Origin of the sequence: Oscillibacter sp. PC13, assembly GCF_900115635.1 — a bacterium.
GTDB lineage: Bacteria > Bacillota > Clostridia > Oscillospirales > Oscillospiraceae > Oscillibacter.
Genome location: NZ_FOXE01000008.1, coordinates 41,626 through 61,729 on the forward strand (window position 1 = coordinate 41,626; position 20,104 = coordinate 61,729).

At 56.0% G+C, this 20,104-nt stretch carries 18 protein-coding genes; 10 read left to right on the forward strand and 8 right to left on the reverse strand.

The window, feature by feature from the left end:
• Nucleotides 1-157 precede the first annotated feature (157 nt).
• Complete coding sequence (locus BMZ81_RS06275; RefSeq protein WP_091129929.1) at nucleotides 158-1,222, forward strand: carbamoyl phosphate synthase small subunit; 1,065 nt, start codon at nucleotides 158-160, stop codon at nucleotides 1,220-1,222.
• On the forward strand, nucleotides 1,222-5,259 hold the full coding sequence (gene carB / locus BMZ81_RS06280) for a carbamoyl-phosphate synthase large subunit (RefSeq protein ID WP_091129932.1): 4,038 nt from the start codon (nucleotides 1,222-1,224) through the stop codon (nucleotides 5,257-5,259). The genes BMZ81_RS06275 and carB overlap by 1 nt, the downstream gene beginning before the upstream one ends.
• A gap of 52 nt (nucleotides 5,260-5,311) precedes the next feature.
• Here the strand turns inward: carB and BMZ81_RS06285 are convergent, their stop codons facing one another.
• Nucleotides 5,312-6,691, reverse strand: coding sequence for an MATE family efflux transporter (locus tag BMZ81_RS06285; RefSeq protein ID WP_091129934.1), 1,380 nt, complete (start codon nucleotides 6,689-6,691; stop codon nucleotides 5,312-5,314).
• Nucleotides 6,692-7,151: 460 nt separating this feature from the next.
• Between BMZ81_RS06285 and BMZ81_RS06290 the strand changes: the two genes are divergently transcribed.
• Nucleotides 7,152-7,715, forward strand: coding sequence for an FUSC family protein (locus BMZ81_RS06290; protein WP_242942580.1), 564 nt, complete (start codon nucleotides 7,152-7,154; stop codon nucleotides 7,713-7,715).
• A 124-nt stretch (nucleotides 7,716-7,839) separates the two neighbouring features.
• On the opposite strand, the gene BMZ81_RS06295 is transcribed toward BMZ81_RS06290, so the two are convergent.
• Genes BMZ81_RS06295 through BMZ81_RS06320 form a run of 6 tightly spaced genes read right to left on the reverse strand, consistent with a single transcriptional unit; the run spans nucleotide 7,840 to nucleotide 12,142 of the window.
• Nucleotides 7,840-8,508 (reverse strand): EAL domain-containing protein, encoded by a 669-nt coding sequence (locus BMZ81_RS06295; RefSeq protein ID WP_091129940.1) that lies wholly within the window; start codon nucleotides 8,506-8,508, stop codon nucleotides 7,840-7,842.
• Nucleotides 8,509-8,541: 33 nt separating this feature from the next.
• Complete coding sequence (locus BMZ81_RS06300; protein WP_177187224.1) at nucleotides 8,542-9,300, reverse strand: sensor domain-containing diguanylate cyclase; 759 nt, start codon at nucleotides 9,298-9,300, stop codon at nucleotides 8,542-8,544.
• 52 nt (nucleotides 9,301-9,352) lie between these two features.
• Nucleotides 9,353-9,949 (reverse strand): hypothetical protein, encoded by a 597-nt coding sequence (locus tag BMZ81_RS06305; protein WP_091129944.1) that lies wholly within the window; start codon nucleotides 9,947-9,949, stop codon nucleotides 9,353-9,355.
• 42 nt (nucleotides 9,950-9,991) lie between these two features.
• The gene (locus BMZ81_RS06310) at nucleotides 9,992-10,615 is read right to left on the reverse strand and encodes a hypothetical protein (protein ID WP_143072745.1); all 624 of its coding nucleotides are present in this window, start codon (nucleotides 10,613-10,615) and stop codon (nucleotides 9,992-9,994) included.
• Nucleotides 10,599-11,213 (reverse strand): RNA polymerase sigma factor, encoded by a 615-nt coding sequence (locus tag BMZ81_RS06315; protein WP_242942579.1) that lies wholly within the window; start codon nucleotides 11,211-11,213, stop codon nucleotides 10,599-10,601. The genes BMZ81_RS06310 and BMZ81_RS06315 overlap by 17 nt, the downstream gene beginning before the upstream one ends.
• 59 nt (nucleotides 11,214-11,272) lie before the next feature.
• Nucleotides 11,273-12,142, reverse strand: a complete 870-nt coding sequence (locus BMZ81_RS06320) for a copper amine oxidase N-terminal domain-containing protein (RefSeq protein WP_091129948.1) — start codon at nucleotides 12,140-12,142, stop codon at nucleotides 11,273-11,275.
• 400 nt (nucleotides 12,143-12,542) lie between these two features.
• On the opposite strand from BMZ81_RS06320, the gene cofE (BMZ81_RS06325) reads away from it, so the two are divergent.
• The 3 genes from cofE (BMZ81_RS06325) (at nucleotide 12,543) to BMZ81_RS06335 (ending at nucleotide 14,749) form a co-directional block, all read left to right on the forward strand.
• Nucleotides 12,543-13,325, forward strand: a complete 783-nt coding sequence (gene cofE / locus BMZ81_RS06325) for a coenzyme F420-0:L-glutamate ligase (protein ID WP_091129951.1) — start codon at nucleotides 12,543-12,545, stop codon at nucleotides 13,323-13,325.
• Nucleotides 13,326-13,434: 109 nt separating this feature from the next.
• On the forward strand, nucleotides 13,435-14,010 hold the full coding sequence (locus BMZ81_RS06330; protein ID WP_091129953.1) for an ECF transporter S component: 576 nt from the start codon (nucleotides 13,435-13,437) through the stop codon (nucleotides 14,008-14,010).
• The gene (locus BMZ81_RS06335; RefSeq protein ID WP_091129955.1) at nucleotides 14,003-14,749 is read left to right on the forward strand and encodes a nitroreductase family protein; all 747 of its coding nucleotides are present in this window, start codon (nucleotides 14,003-14,005) and stop codon (nucleotides 14,747-14,749) included. Before BMZ81_RS06330 ends, BMZ81_RS06335 begins: the two co-directional genes overlap by 8 nt.
• 43 nt (nucleotides 14,750-14,792) lie before the next feature.
• Here the strand turns inward: BMZ81_RS06335 and cofE (BMZ81_RS06340) are convergent, their stop codons facing one another.
• Nucleotides 14,793-15,524: a coenzyme F420-0:L-glutamate ligase gene (cofE, locus tag BMZ81_RS06340; protein WP_207645612.1), complete on the reverse strand. Its 732-nt coding sequence runs from the start codon at nucleotides 15,522-15,524 to the stop codon at nucleotides 14,793-14,795.
• 293 nt (nucleotides 15,525-15,817) lie between these two features.
• Between cofE (BMZ81_RS06340) and BMZ81_RS06345 the strand changes: the two genes are divergently transcribed.
• Genes BMZ81_RS06345 through BMZ81_RS06360 form a run of 4 tightly spaced genes read left to right on the forward strand, consistent with a single transcriptional unit; the run spans nucleotide 15,818 to nucleotide 20,046 of the window.
• The gene (locus tag BMZ81_RS06345) at nucleotides 15,818-16,540 is read left to right on the forward strand and encodes a helix-turn-helix transcriptional regulator (protein ID WP_143072746.1); all 723 of its coding nucleotides are present in this window, start codon (nucleotides 15,818-15,820) and stop codon (nucleotides 16,538-16,540) included.
• Between the two features lie 32 nt (nucleotides 16,541-16,572).
• Nucleotides 16,573-17,592, forward strand: coding sequence for an LLM class flavin-dependent oxidoreductase (locus tag BMZ81_RS06350; protein WP_091129959.1), 1,020 nt, complete (start codon nucleotides 16,573-16,575; stop codon nucleotides 17,590-17,592).
• Nucleotides 17,593-17,609: 17 nt separating this feature from the next.
• On the forward strand, nucleotides 17,610-18,794 hold the full coding sequence (locus BMZ81_RS06355) for a M24 family metallopeptidase (protein WP_091129961.1): 1,185 nt from the start codon (nucleotides 17,610-17,612) through the stop codon (nucleotides 18,792-18,794).
• A gap of 1 nt (nucleotide 18,795) precedes the next feature.
• Entirely contained in the window at nucleotides 18,796-20,046 is a 1,251-nt protein-coding gene (locus BMZ81_RS06360) for a threonine synthase (protein WP_091129963.1), read from the forward strand.
• The last annotated feature ends 58 nt before the right edge of the window (nucleotides 20,047-20,104 follow it).

A 20,104-nucleotide genomic window follows, 5' to 3' on the forward strand; every position in this document is an offset into this window, starting at 1 on the left:
AAAAGGTCGGCCTTTGAAGAAATGCACAAAAAGAGATCTCTGGAACCATGAAAACTCTACTAGTCCAATTGAGAGGAAATGATTGACTGTTGTGGAAAAAACCATCATAATGACATAAATACGTATAAAAATACAGAGTCTTCGGCGGGAGGAGATCATGAAAAAAGGATATTTGGTGTTGCAGGACGGCCGGGTGTTTGAGGGCGTCCGCTTTGGCGCGGAAAGAGACACCATTGGCGAGCTGGTGTTCACCACCGGTATGTGCGGCTATATTGAGACATTGACAGATCCCAGCTATGCGGGGCAGATTGTCCTGCAGACCTATCCGCTTATCGGCAACTACGGCATCATCCGGGAGGACTTTGAAGGCGCCTGCTGCGTGAAAGGCTATGTGGTCCGGGAGCAGTGCGACGCACCCTCCAACTTCCGCGCGGACTGTAATCTGGACACCTTCCTGAAAGAACAGAATGTGCCGGGCCTGTACGGCGTGGACACCCGGGAACTGACCCGTATCATTCGGGAGCACGGTGTCATGAACGCATGCATCTGCAACGAGGTGCCTGCAGATTTGGAGGCAGTGGAGACCTATGCAGTCACCGGCGTGGTGAAGGCCGTCACCTGTGCGGAACCCACGGTTCATCCGGCCGATGGGGGGGAGAGGTTTAAAGTCTCCCTCATTGACTACGGTGCCAAGCGCAACATCGTCCGGGAGCTTCAGAAGCGGGGCTGCACCGTGACGGTACTGCCGGCCTCCACCGCTGCGGAGGAGATTCTGGCCGCAAAGCCGGACGGAGTCATGCTCTCCAACGGCCCCGGCGACCCGGCGGAGAACACATTTGAAATTGCCCAGATACAAAAGCTTTTGGGAAAGGTTCCCATGTTCGGCATCTGCCTTGGACACCAGTTGACGGCGCTGGCTGCCGGCGGCAGCACCTATAAGCTGAAGTATGGCCACCGGGGTGTCAACCAGCCCGTCCGGGATTTGGCGGGGGTGCGGACATACATCACCAGCCAGAACCACGGCTATGCGGTGGACAGCGGCACGGTTCAAAAAGGAGTTGTCCGGTTCGCCAATGCCAACGACGGAACCTGCGAGGGTATCGACTATCCGGAGCTGCGGGCGTTCACGGTGCAGTTCCACCCGGAGGCCTGCACTGGTCCCAAGGATACATCCTTCCTCTTTGACCGGTTTTTGGAATTTATGAAAGGCGGTGACCGGTAATGCCATTGGATAAGAGTATTCGAAAAGTTCTGGTCATTGGATCCGGCCCCATTGTCATCGGCCAGGCGGCGGAGTTTGACTATGCCGGCGCCCAGGCCTGCCGGATTTTAAAGGAGGCCGGCGTGGAGGTTGTCCTCTGCAACTCCAACCCCGCCACCATCATGACGGACCAGGCCATGGCGGATGAAATTTATTTGGAACCGCTGACTGTGGAGACCATCAAGCGCATCATCAAAAAAGAGAAACCCGACTCCATTCTGGCGGGGCTGGGCGGCCAGACCGGCCTGACCCTGGCCATGCAGCTGGATCAGGAGGGGTTTTTGCAGGAGGCCGGCGTACGCCTTCTGGGCACTGACGCTGCCGCCATCTCCCGGGCCGAGGACCGGGAGCTCTTTAAGGAGGCTATGGCAGAAATTGGCCAGCCGGTGATTGCCTCCGACATTGCGGAGACCATAGAGGAAGCCCTCGCTGTGGCGGATCGCATCGGCTATCCGGTCATTGTCCGTCCAGCCTTTACGCTGGGCGGTGCTGGCGGCGGCGCCGCCAAGGACGCCGGAGAGTTGAAGATCATCGCCCAGACGGGGCTGGACGCCTCTCCCATCACGCAGATTCTGGTGGAAAAGGCCATCTTCGGCTGGAAGGAAATTGAGTTTGAGACCATGCGGGACAGCGTGGGCAATGTGATTGCCGTCTGCTCCATGGAAAACTTTGACCCCGTAGGCGTCCATACCGGAGACTCCATCGTGGTGGCGCCCACCCAGACCTTGGCGGACAAGGAGTTCCAGATGCTCCGCAAGGCGTCTTTGGACATCATCACGCACCTGGGGATTGTGGGCGGCTGCAACTGCCAGCTGGCGCTGAATCCGGAAAGCTTTGAGTACGCGGTCATCGAGGTGAACCCCCGGGTTTCCCGCTCCTCCGCCCTGGCCTCCAAGGCCACCGGCTATCCCATTGCCAAAATCACCACCAAAATTGCCTTGGGCTATACCTTGGATGAGATTAAAAACGACATCACCGGCAAGACCTGCGCCTGCTTTGAGCCCACACTGGACTACATTGTGGTAAAGATGCCAAAGTGGCCCTTTGACAAGTTCGCCGACGCCAGCCGGACCTTGGGCACCCAGATGAAAGCCACCGGAGAGGTCATGGCCATCGGACCCAGCTTTGAGATGGCTCTGATGAAGGCTGTCCGCGGCGCGGAGATCAGCCAGGACAGCCTGAACCGCAGGCGGGATCCGGAGGATCACGCCTCCGTTCAGGAGCGGCTGGCCCGGGTAGATGACCACCGGCTCTTCACAGTGTTTGAGGCGCTGAAGACTGGTATCTCCATCGACGAGATTTTTGATCTGACAAAGATTGACCGCTGGTTTTTGGCCAAGCTTCAAAAGCTGGCGGAATTTGAAAAGGCGCTGGAGAAGGACGGATTGACAGCGGAGCGCTATGAAACCGGCAAGCGCCTGGGCTATCCGGACGACACGCTGCTGCGCCTCTCCGGTGCGGACAAGCTTCCTGGAAAGCCCAGGACTGCCGTCTACAAAATGGTGGACACCTGCGGCGCGGAGTTCGACGCCGAGACGCCCTATTTCTACTCCTCTTTTGACTCCTTCTGTGAATCCCGGACCTTCCCCCGAAGCGGCAAGCCCGTCATTATGGTGCTGGGCTCCGGACCCATCCGCATTGGCCAGGGTATCGAGTTTGACTACTCCTCCGTCCACTGTGTCTGGACGTTGAAGGAACTGGGCTATGAGGTGGTCATCGTCAACAACAACCCCGAAACCGTCTCCACAGACTACGACACCGCCGACCGGCTGTACTTTGAGCCCCTGTGCCCGGAGGATGTCATGCACATCATCGACGTGGAGAAGCCCGTGGGCGTGGTGGTGGCCTTCGGCGGCCAGACGGCCATTAAGCTCACCAAATTTCTGGACAGCCACGGGGTGAAGATTCTGGGTACCAGTGCCGAGTCCATCGACATGGCCGAAGACCGGGAGCGGTTTGACGAGCTGCTGGAACGGTTCTCCATCAAGCGGCCCCAGGGCCGGGGCATCACCGGCATGCAGGAGGCGCTGGATGCTGCCCATGAGTTGGGCTATCCGGTGCTGCTGCGCCCCAGCTATGTCATCGGCGGCCAAAACATGGTCATTGCCCACAACGACGAGGATGTGCGCATCTATATGGAGGTCATCCTCTCCGGAAAGATTGAAAATCCGGTGCTGGTGGACCAATACCTCATGGGCAAGGAGCTGGAGGTGGATGTCATCTCCGACGGCACCGACGTCCTGATTCCCGGCGTCATGCAGCATATTGAGCGCACCGGCGTGCACTCCGGTGACTCCATTGCCGTGTATCCGCCCTTCTCCATCGGTGACAAGATGCTGAAGGTCATCATCGACTGCTCCGAAAAGCTGGCGCTGTCCCTGGGTACCCGGGGTCTCATCAATATTCAGTACCTCATCTACCAGGGAGAGCTGTACGTTATCGAGGTGAACCCCCGGGCCTCCCGTACCGTACCCTATATTTCCAAGGTCACAGGTGTACCCATGGTGGATCTGGCCACCCGGGTCATGGTGGGACAGAGTCTGAAATCCCTGGGCTACGGAACCGGCCTTTACAAGCAGCCGCCCTATGTGGCGGTAAAGGTTCCGGTGTTCTCCTTTGAGAAGATCACCGACGCCAACGCTTCCCTCTCACCGGAGATGAAATCCACCGGCGAGGTGCTGGGCCTTGGGAAAAACCTGCAGGAGGCTATGTTCAAGGGCTTGGTTTCCGCAGGCTATAAGGTGGAAAAGCCCACCCGGGGCGGCGTGCTGATCTCGGTCAACCGGCGGGATCAGCCGGAGATTGTGGGGATTGCTCGGAAGCTGGATGACATGGGCTACAAGCTCTACGCCACCGACCGCACCGCCTATGAAATCTCCCAGCTGGGCACCGACGTGGAGGTGGTGGGCAAGCTGGGTCAGGACAACCGGGTGTTCCAGATGCTGGAGGCCGGCAAAATTGACTATGTGATACTCACTGGTTCCACGGAGCCCGGCTACATCCGGGACTTCATCCATCTGAACCACCGCTGCGTCCAACTTGGAATCCCCTGCCTGACGTCCCTGGACACGGCCAATGCCTTGACGGATATTCTGGCCTCCCGCTATAACCAGACCAATACGGAACTGATTGACATCTGCCATCTGCGGACGGAGCGGCAGAAGCTGTCCTTCTCCAAAATGCAGACCTGTGGAAACGACTATATCTTCCTGGAGAATTTCGACGGGGCCATTACCTGTCCGGAATCCCTGTGCATCACCCTCTGCGACCGGCATTACGGCATCGGCGCTGACGGCATTGTGCTGATGGAGTACTCCCAAAAGGCCGATGCAAAAATGCGCATGTTCAACAGCGACGGCAGTGAGGGAACCATGGCCGGCAACGCCCTGCGGTGCATGGGCAAGTACCTGTACGACAACGGCCTGATGAAAAAAGACGTCCTTACCATTGAGACAGATAAGGGCGTGAAGCGCGTCCGGCTCTACACCACCAATGGAAAGGTCACCTCTGCCTGCGTGGATATGGGATATGCGACCCTGGATACCACAGCGCTGCAGCTGAATATTCCGGAAAAGACGGTGGTGGACTATCCGGTTCAAATTGGTGGAAGGGTCTGGTCCATCACTTGTGTGGACATGGGAAACCCCCACTGCGTGGTATTCTGTCCACGGGTGGATGCCGTGGATGTGGCTGCGGTGGGTCCAAGCTTCGAACACGCATCCTGTTTCCCGGAGCGCATCAACACGGAGTTCATCCGGGTGGTAAATCCCAATACCATTAAAATGCGGGTCTGGGAGCGGGGCAGCGGCGAAACACTGGCCTGCGGTACCGGAGCCTGCGCGGCCGTGGTGGCCGCGGTTGCCAATGGGCTTTGCACAAAAGGCAGCGATGTGACAGTGAAGGTTCGCGGCGGCGATTTGGTGGTCAATTACACCGACGAAGCGGTTACCCTTACCGGCGACGCCAAACTGGTTTATACTGGGTCTGTGGAATATTAAAAAACTGAGTAAACTGTCCGGCACTCCGAAAAACGGAGTGCCGGACATTTGATTAAATATCATGAGTCTGCTGCATTCCCGCAGCAGGGATATCGTCTGCATCCCGGGCGTCGGACCAGGGGCCGCGGCAATAGAAGAGGAGGGAGAGCATGGTGGAAACTGTCCAGCCGATGGGCCATGCCAGCCAGATGCCGATGGAGGACTGCAGCAGCGCGGAGAGCCCATAGGCCAGGATCACCCGCAGAATCAAATCCGTAAAAGTGGAGGCCATAAAGCGGCCCATGAGGCTGGCTCCCCGAAGAACTCCATCGGCTACCAGCTTGGCGGAGACAACAAAATAGAAGGGAGAGAGGATCCGCAGAAATAATGTGCCCGTCTGAACAGCGGTTTTGGTGGGGGTATCAATAAAAAAGCGGACCAGGGAACTGCCGGCAGTCAGATAGAGCAGTACCAAAGGAATGCACAGCACCCACACCAGCTTCAGCCCGGCGCGGAATCCCGCCTTGATCCGATGGGGTTTTCCGGCGCCGATATTTTGCGCAGTGTAGTTGGAAATCCCGTTTCCAAGCGTTGTGAAGGAAGTGACCACCAGATTGTTCAGCTTTACTGATGCGGAGTATCCAGCCATGACGCCGGTTCCAAAGCCGTTGATGACGCCCTGGATCAAAATGTTGCCGACGGAGATAAAGCTCTGCTGCAAAATGCTGGGGACTGCCACGGTGGCAATCTTTTTCAAAAGAGGCAGAGAGAACATCCGGGAAGGACCCTCTGCGGCAATCCGCCGCAGCCGCAGAAACACCACCGTTAGAGCCAGCAGACAGCTGATGCCCTGACACAAAAAGGTTGCCCAGGCGACGCCCGCTACGCCCATGTCGAAAACCGTGACGAACAGGATATCCACGGCGATGTTGCTGGTGGAGGAGCAGGCCAAAAAGAGAAACGGGGTTTTGGAGTCCCCCAGAGCAGAGAAAATGCCGGTGGCGACATTATAAAGAAAGACAAAGGGCAGGCCGTAGACATAGATGTTCAAATACAGCAGGGAGTCTTCCATGACTTCCTGCGGGGTATGGATGGCCTCCAGCAGCAGTCCGCCGGTCAGCAGCCCGGCTGCCATCAGAACGGCACAGAGGACGGCACAGGCAATCAGGGCGGTATGGATGGAGGTTTTCATGTCGGCAAGCTTCTTGGCGCCGAACAGCTGGGACACGACGACGGAGCAGCCGATATTGCAGCCAAACGCAAACGCGATAAAAATCAACGTAATCTCATAGCTGTTGCCGACAGCTGCCAGAGCGTTTTCTCCTACAAATTTTCCAGCCACCAGACTATCTGCAATATTATACAGCTGCTGAAAGACAATACTGCCGAACAGAGGCAGACAAAATCTCCAAAGAACGGTTTGGGGGGCTCCCACTGTCAGATCCTTTTCCATGGTATGTTCTCCTATCTCAGGCTTAAACTGTCCGCAGCCGAATGCGCGGATCCCGGATCAAATCGCTTTTCCGAGAAATTTCTTTATCCACGGTGTTCAAGTATACACTTTTTTTGGGAAAAAGGAAGTGCATAGTTGATGTTGCTGTTATATTAAAATAATATGATAAAACGATCTGCCGGAAACCATAAACAGCTGCCGGTTTCACTTTGGTTCAACTGTGCCGGACGCCCCTGCAGAAAAGTGCTGCCGGCTGCTTTCAGGCGGGCAAATAGAAGAAGATAGAAAGGATACATGCATCCGGTATACGGCACTTTTTTGAATTTTTGCAAAAAACCGAGAAAAATGGCGAAAGATGCTTTTCATTCACGGGCTTCTATGATATAATATTCACAAACGTTTTCTTAACGGGACTTTCAATAAAAAATCGGGGGAGCCTATACTGATGGAAAGGAAGCCAATGCATCGCCGTCCCACCATTGGACTGCGCAATATCAAAACTGCGTTAGCCGCCGCGCTTTGTGCGTTGATATACTACTATTGGGAAAGAAGTCCTGCATTCGCTTGTATTGGAGCCATTTTCGGGATGGGATCTGATATGGAGGATTCCCGCCTGAACGGGGGAAACCGTCTATTTGGAACGGCCATCGGGGGATTTTTAGGGATAGTGCTCTTCCGCATTTACCTGTGCTTCTATCCAGAGGGAGGATATACGCCGCTGCTGGTCCTTCTGGTATTTATTGGGACCATTTTACTGATTGTGCTCTGCCAGATTTTCTGGGTTGGCGGTGTACAGCCGGGCGGTGTGGTGCTGTGTATTTTACTGTTCAACACGCCGGTGGATACCTATATCAGCTATGCGCTGAACCGCACGCTGGATACAGCGGTAGGCGTTTTGGTGGCACTGGGGATTAATTACTTCTTCCCGAAGGATGTGGTGCCGAGCTGGCTGCTGCAATGGCGTACGGCTTGGCAGGGGTGGAGATCCTCCAGAAGGATGGAGCAGGAACCGCCTTCGGTTTAATGCGGCTGCGGCCGGGTTGTACTTCCGTTGTCCTTTCAAATCACGTTTATTTGATAAAAAAGGCAGCTTCGCATATGCGAAGCTGCCTTTTTTATCAATGGGGGAGGGCAAGAGCTGCCGGCTATTACGGCAGTTTGTTTTGCTGCGGGATCCATTCCTCAAATGCCGGAATTGGCAAAGGCTTGGAATAGATGTATCTCTGTACCATATCACAGCGGGCCTTTTGATTGGAGAGATTTTTGGTCAGCCTGCGGTCCAGCTTGATGGTGTCAATATCAAACTCCATCAAAAGCCCTAAGGAGGAGAAGCCGGATCCAAAGTCATCCAGAAAGCAGGAAAAGCCCATCTCATGCATCCGCCTGATTTCCCGCTTGACGTTCTCAATGGCGCGGTCATCGAAAAAGACGGCCTCTGTCAGTTCCAGCTCAATTATCCCTCGGAGAATGCCATACCGCCGGGCGAGAGCCTCATAGGTATTTAGAAAATCGGGATCCTGGAAGTGCTGCCGGGAGAGATTGACCGAGATGGGAAACAATAGCTGTCCGGAATCCATTCTGCGCCGCAGCAGTTTGCAGACCTCCTCAAACACATAGAGATCCAAGCGGCAGATGTTTCCATTTTTCTCAAACAGCGAAATGAATTTGTCCGGACAAATTAGCCCCCTTTCCGGATGCTGCCAGCGAACCAATGCCTCTGCACCGCAGGCACAACCATCCGCCAGACAGATTTTGGGCTGCAGATAAACCTTAAAATGATGCTGCTCCAGGGAGGCTGCAAAGCTGCCGTTCAGCAGCTGCTATCGCTCCAGCTGAACGAGAACATCCGCCTAAAAGAACTTGCAGATACCGTCCTCCGCCTCGGTGCCGTTCTGACAAGCGACGTTGGCCCGATCCTGCATGACTCTGATTTTAGGGGTGGGATCATCCACAATGTAAATGCCGGACTGGAGAATGAAGGGCATCGGGGAACTGCGGTACTGGCTGACCTGCTGAACCTCAGTGGCCACATCGTGCTGAATCTCCTTAACCAGCGCCAAAAGCCTGTCTCGGTCCGTCTCTTTTACGCAGAGATAAAAAATGTCAGCATGCATACGGCCAGCAAAGCCAATCCATGCCGTTTGTGCCTGAAGAACATGCATCAGCCGCTTCAAGACCAAATCGCCGATGTCACTGCTGAGGTCCATATTAATCAGCTTGAACTTTTTGATGTTCAGCAAAATAATGGAATGGGTGTTTGGCGGAGCGTGGGGCAGAAGGGCCTCACAGCGGAGACAAAAAGCAGTGTTGTTCATCCCGCCTGTCACACTGTCCACAAAAGCGGCCTTTTCCATTCTGTGGGAATAGGAAAGTAGACAGGCAAAGAGCAATCCAAGAATGAAACCCAATAATGCAATTACAATGGCGACAATCAGATAGCTCTCGCGAATATAAAGATCCATTTTTCCTGAGACCACATTGCTGGGTACCAGAGTCAGCAAAACCCAGCCATAGCTGTCCAGCGGATTATAGGCGAGGATTAGATTGTCCCCGCTGACCCCGTCAAATCGGAAAAGTCCCGCCTTCCCATTTGCAATATCCCGTTCCATTTGGAAAATATCCTGCACGGTCATGCTGGTGGGATCTTCTTTGAAAATACTGTCAAGCTCCAGAAAGGGAGCAATGTCCGTTGGAGAGATAACCACCTGCTACGACTGATTGATAATACAGGTCAGACTCTGGCCGCTGAAGCTTTCGGACTGAATCAGAGACTGCATATTGCCCTTGTCCCGGATGCCGCCCAGCACTGGCAAATTCACCGCTTCGGTAAAGGGCGACGCTGTACAGAATATTTTGTCCTCCCATGAAGGAGATGCCGTTTTTACCTGCCATGGATGCCTGAATTCCCGGCAGGGAGAGGACGTTCTCCACTGCGGAGTTCGACTGGCAGACGCTGCCATCAGGACTCACAAAAATAAAGGAGGAGTACCCGAGCAAGGACGCCTTATCTTGTAAATACCCGTGAATTGTCTCCAGGTCATGGATAGTGGCCTGCAGCAAAGTGTCTCCCAACGTTTTTAAATCCACAGTGATATGATCGAGCAGGCTGTTAATACTGTCTGTCAGTTGAACGGATACGTCCGCGATATACCGCTTGGTACGGATGTCGATTTCCTGCTGAAGGCGAACCGTATCCCAGATCAGAAAGGCCGATACAAGTCCTTGAATAATGGAATTGCCTGATCCAAAACAATACATATAGCCAGGGAAGCCTCCTTGAATGCCCCCAATTGGCTACGGTTACGTTCCGCAAAGCTCGGAGAGAATGGGTGTCCATTCATCCGCTGAAAGACCGGGGGAAAGGCGCAGGGAGTAGGCGTAGGTCCCATCGGACCAGACGGCCAGCGCGTAGGTGTCGCCGTCGCCCTTCAATGTGACGGCGCAGCCGTTTGCATCCAGCTCTGTTTCAGCGGCATAGGCAGTGTAGTCGCCGGAATTATCCTCGCTGCCGGGGGACTTCCGGTAGTCGGCGGAAGCACTGCTGCTGGTGTAGGAAATTTCCGCCAGCGTCTTCCAGTAGACGGTGTATGTGCGCGTTTCCGGCTGGAAGGGAAGGGCTTCAATATCCTGAATGGAAAAACCCACTGCCTGGGACAGGGCCTCTGCGGAGTCGCAGGTGACAATGTCCGGAATCACCTGCTGCGGCTGGTCCACGGAGGGACCCCCCCATGTCCCCGGCAGAAAACGGACACCGGCCAACAGAAGGGCCAGACATGCGGCGGAGAGCCACAGCTTTTTGGCGGGGAAACAGATTGCCCGGGGATGGGGAGTTGGATCCGTGGACGCAATGTGTGTCAGAACCCGGGCGCGCATCTCCGGGGTCAGCTGGATATGGTCCATAATTTCCTCATACGGATTCGTCAAAATCATAGGCCTCCTTTAAAATGTCCTTCAGCCGCGCCCGGCCCCGTCGGAGATGGGTGCGGACAGTGGCCTCCTTGAGCCCCAGGATGGAGGAAATCTCGGCGCTGGAACAACCCTCATAATAGAAGAGATGGAGTACCTCCCGATAGGGCTGGGGCAGAGATTTCACAGCCTCCCAGACAAAGGAGAGATCCGCCCGTTCCTCGGCGGCGAGGGTCTCTTGGAGCTGGTCGGCATCCCGGACCTTGTTGTAACGGATGCGATTTTTGCTGAGATTGGCCGCCACCCGCAGCAGCCAGGCTTTTTCCTGGATGCCGCTTTCAAAAATGGGTTCCGCTTTTAAAAACTGGATCAGCGTATCCTGCAGGACATCCTCCGCGTCTCCCGAATTGTGGAGATAGGAGTAGGCCAGCCGCAGAATATGGTTACCGTAGGTATCCAACAGCCGCTCTGCCTGCCGGTTTCGCTCCCGGGCCGTTTCAGCGGGGGAGCGGGGGGCGGCGTTCTCCTGCGAACCAGCCGGAAATATTCCGGCGGACGGCAGAAGGCGCCGCAAAAAACAGAGCCAGGAGACAGGGGATATCAAAAGAAGCTCCACAAATGCTTCCTCCTAAAATTGGAATGGGGGGTCTGGTGTGCGTCAGCGGACGGCGGCAATCAGGGCGGAGAGGGGGCCTTGCTCAGACCGGCGCTGGCGTCCACGGCGTAGCTGTAACCGCCGTCGGTCCAGGTGGCCACGTGGACAAGGCCGTCATTGCACTTCACAGTGATCTCCAGCTGGCCCACTGTCAGAGTGCCGGTCTCGGCATAGACGTTGTAATCGCCGCTGATGTCCGCGCTGCCGGCGGCCTTGCGGACCAGGATCTCATCCTCGCCGCTGCCGAAAAAGACCTGGATCATCTCGTTGTTGAACACCTGGATGCCGCTCCGCTGGAAGCCGGGTACGGTCTCGGGTACGGACAGAGAAAAGCCGGCAGCCTGGGCGGCGGTATCCAGAGTTTCATAATTCTGGAACGGGTTGGGGATTTCTGTGTTGCTGTCGGCGGTGCGGTCGGCCTCTATCTGAATGGTGCCGCCGTTGATGGTGACGGTACCTTCCTTGCTGCCCAGCAGTGCGTCAAACAGCCCCAGAGGGACATAGGTCACACCGCCGGCCACATAGGAGGGAACGCCCAGGGAGAAGGGAGCGCTCATGCCGACCAAGCTGTCGGAACTGGTGACAACCGTATAGAGGTCCTTGCCGATGACGATTTCCGTGTGCATGACGCCATCATCTACCAGAACGGTTCCGTTGTTCCACTGCACCGTGAAGCCCAGGGACTCAGCGACGGTGCGCAGAGGCACCATGATGCAGGCCGCGGCGCCGCTGTCCTTGCCGTTTACCTGAACGGTATAGGAGCCGGCTGCCGTGGAGACGGCCTTTTCTGCGTCGGCAATGGGGGCGGCAATGGGAGCCGCCAGGGCCGTAACGGCCAAAGCGGAGGTCAGGGAGAGGGTCAAAAGCATTAAAAAAATCTTCTTCATCATAATTGCTTCCTTTCTGTATTGCAAATGGATCGCAGCTTATCGGTTCTGCATGCTATACAACTGGGGAATCAAAAATGTTTCAGAAACAGAAAAATCAGTGAAAGTTAAAAAAGATATGAAGCGGTCCCGCTTATTCTAACACGGAAAACCTGGACCTTCAATTGAGACCGCGCATCAAGGACGGGGCCCCGCCGCTTCCATGAGGAACAAGGAAACAGAGTGCTCTTTGCCGGACAAAAGGAGGTCATTGAAATAGGCAGAAAAACACTCTATAATATAGACGCAAAAATGGTGATATTTTTGCCTGTATTTTCAGGAATATATTTGAAATTAAGACAAATTTGTGCTTTTGAATCCGCCAACCACTGGTTGGAAATCTATTTTAAAGGAGCGGCGCTTCATGAACACGCTTTCGTTTCACCCATTGTCGGGAATTCCCGATGTGACCACAGGCTGCTGTCTCCCGCAGCTTCTTTGGGATGCCCTGGCGGTCTCCGAGGTCACTCCGCAGCCCGGGGATATTTTGGTTGTCACCCATAAGATTCTTTCAAAGGCTGCTGGGCAGGTTCGAAATTTATCTGCCGTAACCCCCTCCGAGCAGGCCTATGCAATTGCGGAACGAGTTGGGAAAGACCCGCGTTTGACAGAGGTGATCCTGTCCTGCGCGGACACCGTATATGCCTGTGACCGCGGGATTCTAATCGCAGAGCGCCGGGACGGCTGGATCTGCTGCAACGCCGGGGTAGACGCCTCTAACGCCGGCGGACGGGACACCGTGGTTCTGCTCCCGGAGGACTGCGACACCCAAGCCAGAGATATCAGCAGATCCCTCACTGCCCAGTGTGGCTTTCCGATCCCGGTCGTCATCTGCGACACCCACGGCCGCGCTCTCCGCAGCGGTACTGTCGGTGTGGCGGTGGGCTGCTTCGGGTTGGATCCTATCCGTCGTTATACGGGAGCCGCTGATCGGGACGGGCGACAGCTGGTCAGCACGCAGGAGGCTGTGGCGGACGAAATCGCCGGCGCAGCAACTCTGGTCATGGGACAGGGGAGTGAAGGCATCCCCGCTGTCCTGGTGCGCGGCTTTGCACCTTCCTTCCTGGAGACTGATGCCGCCGACCTCCGGCTGCCAAAGGAACGGCAGCTTTACCAAATTCAGGGGGAGGCCTTTTCTAAAAAATAAGAAACCAATGCCTCCATGTGTTGACAAAAATTTTTTAATGTGTTAAAAAGGTATCAACTCCGCGAGCTGTTTTTCGTCGGGGGAATTTTATACAAAGGAGGCATTTGGTTTGAAAAAGCTGCCAATCACCCCGCTGAAGCGGAGGGTGTTCATTGCACTGCTGGCATCCATCGCGATGCTGTGTATGCTTTGCTTTGGCATCTCCGTCATCCCCGGGGCAACTTATCTCAAATATGAACCCAGCGGCGGCGTCATCCTACTATGCGGGTTATTGCTGGGACCCGCCGGAGCACTGGAGTGTGCGATTGTCAAGTGTATTTTGTATTTTCTGGTGCATGGAGGGAGCCCATACGGTCACCTCAGCGACCTGCTGGCTACCTGCGTCTTTGCGGGCTGCGCCACGTTTCTGCTGGGAAGGCTGCGGTCTGCCTCAAAGGTACAGATGATCCTGTGCTGCTTTGCGGGCGCTGTGGCTGCCACGCTGGTTATGATCCCGGCGAACTACGTCATCCTGCATCTGCAGTATGGGATGGATCCTGCAGCGGTATCCTCCTCCATGATCTACATCATCCCCTATAACCTGGTAAAGACTGGACTCAACAGCGTTTTTGCCCTGTGCCTGTATCATCCGGTGGGGCAGGCGATTTATAAATCAATCGAAGCGAGGAAAGAGCCCTATGTATGAAGAGCATCCGAATGCCCTTGCGCTGATTAAGAATCGGAAATCCGTCCGGGATTTTATTGAACGGGACGTGGAGCCCGAAAAGCGCCAGGCCATCTATGACGCGATTCTTGCCGCCCCCACCACGGAAAATATGATGATGTACAGCGTCATTTCCGTTTCTGACCCGGAGATCCGGGCCAAGCTGTCAAAACAGCCTGCTATCCGGCGGGCGCCCATGGTGCTGGTGTTCTGCGCGGATTACCGCCGCTGGAGCCGCATCTTCGACGGCATGACAGAAAGCAACCGCCGCCCCCAGGAGGGGGAGTATCAGCTGGCCGTAATTGACACAGTCATCGCCGCTGAGAATGCGGTATTGGCAGCAGAGACTCTGGGCCTGAGCTCTGTGTATTTGGGAGATATCATGGAGCATTTTGAGGATCGCACTGCCGCTTTGGGCTGTCCGGCGGGCGTGGTACCGGTGGTTACCCTCTGCATCGGCTATGCCACAGAGCAGCAGCTGAATCGGGCCCCCATCCGCCGCTACCAGCAGAAATACCTGATCCATGAGGAGGTCTATCAGGATTTCGACCGCGGGGAGCTGATGGAGATGCTGCGGGATCGCGGGCAGTACGAGTCCATGGAGCAGATGCAGACCTGGCTCGCTAAATTCTCCGCACGCTGTGTGGAGGGCAAGGGATCCATCGAGCGTACCAGATCCATCCGGGCTGCCATTGATTCTTGGAGTAAACTCTCTTTCTAAAAAAACAACCCCCGCTGCTGTTTCAACAGCAGCGGGGGTTGTTTTACCGGAACAGATCGCGCTCCGGGGGCATCACCAGGTCTGCTGCAGAGCCGCTTCCCTGGGGACAGTATCCGCGGATCACCACAACGGGGACGCCGTCAGCTTTGCCCCGCACCAGCTCTGCTGCAGAGGCCAACTCATCTGCGTCCGCCAGACAGGTCCAGTACAGCTCCCGCCCATATCGGTCCGCGCATCCGCGGTAGTTCCGAAGGGGAGTCATACCGGCGACCCCCACGGCCAGGTCCGTCTGCCCCACCCGCCAGGCACGGCCGAAGGTGTCCGACAAGATTACCGCCACCTGTTTACCGGTTCGTTCCGCCAAAGCATCCCGGATGCGAGCGGCAGAGCTGTCGGGGTTCGGCGGCAAAATGGCGTACTCGCCCTCCCGGCAGTTGGAGGCATCCACTCCTGCATTGGCCACTACAAACCCATGACGCGTGCGGCAGATTATTACGCCCGGGGCCATGCGCACAATGTCCCGACTCTCCCGCAACACTGCCTCGCAGTATACCGGATCATGCCCTGTCCGATCCGCCAACTCTTTTGCAAAGGCGGACGGGACAAGCTCTTCCTGCTGAAGCATATGCCCCTCCGCCTTGGATACTGCTTTGGAGGAGACCACCACCACATCGCCCTCCTCCAGGGAAAACCGTGCCGTGATCCATGCTGCCAAGTCCATTCCGGCTGTCCATTCTTCCGCGCCGTGTACTGGAAAAATATCCAGTTTTTCCATATGCCGCTCCTTTCGCAGGTAAAATTATTCTCAGGATACCATGCCGAACGATTTTGTCAAGCGACAAGCATCGATCAAACTATCCAAATTATGCTTCATTCTTCTGTGAAACTATCCGGTTTCATAATTTATTCATTTTTTGTGTTGACATTTTTTTGTCACTGTGTTAAAAAAAGATTAACACATCGAGAGAAGCTGTTACAAAGGGGTGCACACGCGTGGCGGTTTACCGCGGCTTGCCCCTTTTTCTTATATCTCTCAACGATCTATTTTCAATAAAGAAGGTGGAAGGCTTGGAAATCAATCCTCTTCTGTTGCCGTATGTTCCCTTGGTGGAGTATTTCGGTCAGGCTTTCGGTGAAAGCTGTGAGGTCATTCTGCACGACCTTACGAATATTGAACACTCTATCGTCGCCATCGCCAACGGACATATTACCAATCGCCAGGTGGGCGGCCACATCACAGACTTTGGCCTGGAAGTGGTGCACGACCCCCAATATCAGGACAAGCCCTTTGCGGTGAACTACCCGGGATCTACCCCGGACCGAAACCGGATCTTAAAATCGTCTACCTTTTTTATCCGGGATGAAAGCGGCACCACCATCGGTCTGTTCTGCCTGAACCAAGACATCACGGACTGGATCAATGCCGGAAACCTTATCAAACAGTTCACGCGCTTCTCTACTGCTCCGGAACCGGAAAAGGCACCTGTTTCGCCGGTACTGCCGATGGTTCAGGAGACCTTCTCCGCCTCGGTGGAGGACACCATGAACAACGCCATTGAACGGATTATGGCGGATTACCCCGTTCCCTCTCAACGATTGACAATCGACGAAAAGAAACGGATTGTGGAGCGGCTCCACGCCCGGGGCCTTTTCGTCTTGAAGGGGGCGGTGGGCATGGTGGCCAAACGGCTGGATGTATCCGAGCAAACGATCTACCGCTACCTGCGGGAGGTTCAGAGCCTCCGCCAGGAGCAGCCCCCGCTGATCGGTCCCTCTCTGCCCATTCCATAACCATGTTCGACATATGAAGGAGGATATCCAAAATGAAGGCAAACTTTGGTCTCGGCATTGCAACCGGTACGGAGGGGCTTATGTACCCCATCCCCTACTCTTCCGCAAGAGACGTGGTGGAACTGTCTGTTTATGCAGAGAAGCTCGGCTTCCACTCCGTTTGGGGCAATGACCACATCACCACTCAAAATTACGTCCGCGAGGAGTTCCAGCAGCCGCCCCGCTATTACGCCCCGCTGCTGACACTGGCTGCTATCGCTGAGCGGACCACCACGCTGAAGGTGGCCACCGCGCTGCTGGTTGTTCCCTTCCGCAATCCCCTGGTCATGGCCAAGGAGATTGCTACCCTCGATCAGCTCTCCGGAGGCCGCCTGCTGCTGGGCGTGGGCTTGGGCGCTTACCGCGAGGAATTTGAAGCTGAATTCGGCGGCCACGCCCAGGGCATGATCCGCGGCGAGATGCTGGACGAGTCTATCGCCATCATGCACAAGCTGTTCACCGAGGACAACATCACCTATACCGGAAAGTACTTTGACATCCAAAATGCCCAGTGCTTCCCCCATCCCATTCAGGCACCTTTCGCGTTCTACTTCGGCGGCAACTCTACCAAGGGTTATCACCGCGTGGCCCAGTGGGGCACAGGCTGGTTGCCTGCTCTGCTGACCCCCTCTGAGGTCAAGGCTGGCGTGGATGCCATTACGGAGGAATGCGCCGCTGTGGGCCGCAGCATTGCGGACATCGATGTGGCTCCCCAGATTTCCGTGTCCATTGCCAAGACGCACGAAGAGGCTGTTGCCCGCTACGAGAAATCTCAGATTTACCGCCACAGCTGCTCTCTGGGGAAGTCTACTATGAAGGGAAAGGATGCCACCAACTATCTGGAGCGTAACCTGATCGGATCTGTGGATGAGGTCCGCGCCCAGGTGGAGCGCTATATCGAGGCGGGTGTCACTACCTTCTCCGCCTTGATTTTCGCTGACAACAACCTGGACGAGACCCGGGATCATATGCAGTTCTTCTCTGAAGAGATCATCAGTAAATACAGCAAGTAAAACGAGGTGTAAGAGAAATGACCCTCAAGGAATTCCGCGTTCAGCGGCTGACACAGGCTGCGCAGGAGGCCGGCGCAGATCTGGTGGTGGCTTCTTTACCAGCCAACGTCAAATACATCTCCGGATATTTCAGCATCAACACGGATGTCCTCCAGCGGACGGAGAGCTACGCGCTCTTCCGCCCTGCCGACGGTGCGGTGAGCATCGTGGGATCCATCGCGGAGCTGCCCAGCATTGTGGAGGAGACCGGCATGGATGCCGACGTGTACTGCTACGGTTCTTTCAAGTTTGCTGGTGTGGAGGGCCATCCTCTCACAGAGCTGCTGGCAAAAACTCAGGCCACCCGCAATTTCGGTACCCTTCCAGCCGCTTTGGCCGCAGCCATTCGGGCCTCCGGTGCCAAGCGTGTGGCGTTTGATGAAAATCGCTGCTGCATTACCAACTGGAACGCCGTGGTGAAGGCTTGCCCCGCTGCGGAGATTTTCCCCGGTTCCTCTGTTTTCATGAAGGCACGTCTGGTCAAGCACCAGGAGGAGATCGCTGGCGTGGAGCGCGCAACCGAGATTGCTGAGGCGGCTTTGGCCGCGGCGCTGAAGGACTTCAAGCCCGGTATGACCGAGCTGGATCTCCAGCATACCTATCAGATGGAGCTGGCCCGGCATGACGCCAAACCGCTTTTCTTTGTGGCCACGGCTTCCCACCGCGCTGCATACTCCGACACGAAAAACACAGATCTGGCCATCCAGCCGGGCGATATCATCCGCTTCGACTACGGCTGCGTGTGGAACGGCTATAACTCCGACCTGGCCCGCACCGCCGTCGTTGGCCGGCCTGATGAAAAGACTGCCCGCTATTTCGAGGCTGTCCGCCGGGGCACCCACGATGCCATTGCTGCCATCAAGCCCGGCATCACGGCAGAGCAGGTGTTTGAAACCGCCATGCAGTCCACCCGCCAAAACGGCATCCCCCACTATGAGCGCCACCACTGCGGTCACGGCATCGGCGTGGAGTGTTATGATTATCCCTCCGTGGCTCCCGGCGACACGACTCCCTTGGTGGAGGGCATGGTCCTCAATGTGGAGACGCCTTACTACGAACTGGGATGGGGCGGCGTGCAGATGGAAAACACAGTCGTCGTTACAAAGGATGGCTGCCGCTATTTGGATAAGAGCGGCGACGCCCTGATCGTCCTGGAGGTTTAAAATGAGCTATTTTAAAGAAATGACCTGCATCCGCTGCGGTCATCCCCTGGGCGGAGACCCGTTTTACACCGGATGCCCGGTTTGCAAGGCCGAGGGCGTGGGTGCAAACTACACCGCCCGTTATGATTTGGCAGGCGCCAAGTTCCCCGGCCAGAACGGCCAGCCCGGCATTTTCCGCTTCCGGGACTTCTATCCCCTGGCAGACGATGCCGTGCCCGTGAGCATTGGGGAGGGCAACACGCCCTTGCTGAAGCTGGATCGTCTGGGCGAAAAGCTGGGAATCCGGAACCTCTATGTCAAAGACGAGTCCCGCAACCCCACCATGTCCTATAAGGATCGTCTGTGCTCCCTGATCCTGACGAAGGCCCGTTACGAGGGCGCCCAGGCAGTCACCATTGCCTCTACCGGCAACCACGGTGCGGCCGCCGCGGCTTATGCCGCCGCAGCTGGTATGCCCTGCGTCATTTTTACCGTTCCTCAGGTACCCGAGACTATGAAGACGCTTATGCAGGCCTACGGTGCCTGCGTCATCGTGACCCCAACCGCTGTGGATCGCTGGACCATTATGGGGAAATGTGTAGACCAGCTTGGCTGGATGCCCATCAGCGGCTTCCAGGCGCCGGCAATCGGCAGCAACTGCTACGGCATCGACGGCTACAAATCCATCGCCTTTGAGATCTACGAGCAGTTGGGCAACACAGCGCCCGATATGATCTCCGTTCCGGCCTGCTACTCCGATGGCCTGTATGGCACCTTCAAGGGGGCCTGCGATTTGAAGGAAATGGGCTGTATCGAAAAGGTGCCCCAGTTTGTGGCGGCTGAAGTATTCGGCTCCATTGAAAAGACCCTGGCCGCCGGCAGCAAGGATCCGGTTTCCGTTCCCTCTGAATGGTCTGTCTCCTTCTCCATCGCAAACGGGCTGTGCACCTGGCAGGGCCTGGAGGCCGTCCGGGCTTCCAACGGCTACGCCCGCTCTTCCAATGACAAGGAGACCATGGAAATGCAGCTGATGCTGGCCTCCTCCGAGGGTATCTATGCCGAGGCCAGTTCCTGCACCAGTCTGGTGGCTCTGGCAAAGTTGGCAAAAGAGGGCAAGATTGCCCCCGACCAGAAGGTTGTGGCTGTGCTGACATCCACCGGTTTGAAAGATCCAGCTTCCACGAAGGAAAAATTGCCTCCGGTGCCTACTATCCAACCCGAGATGGACGCCCTGCGCGATGCCCTGCAAAGCGCGTACGGACTCTCTATCTAAATCCATCCAGCCTAGTCGAGCGGCGTCAGCCGTTAGAGGGATAAACATACAGAAAAGG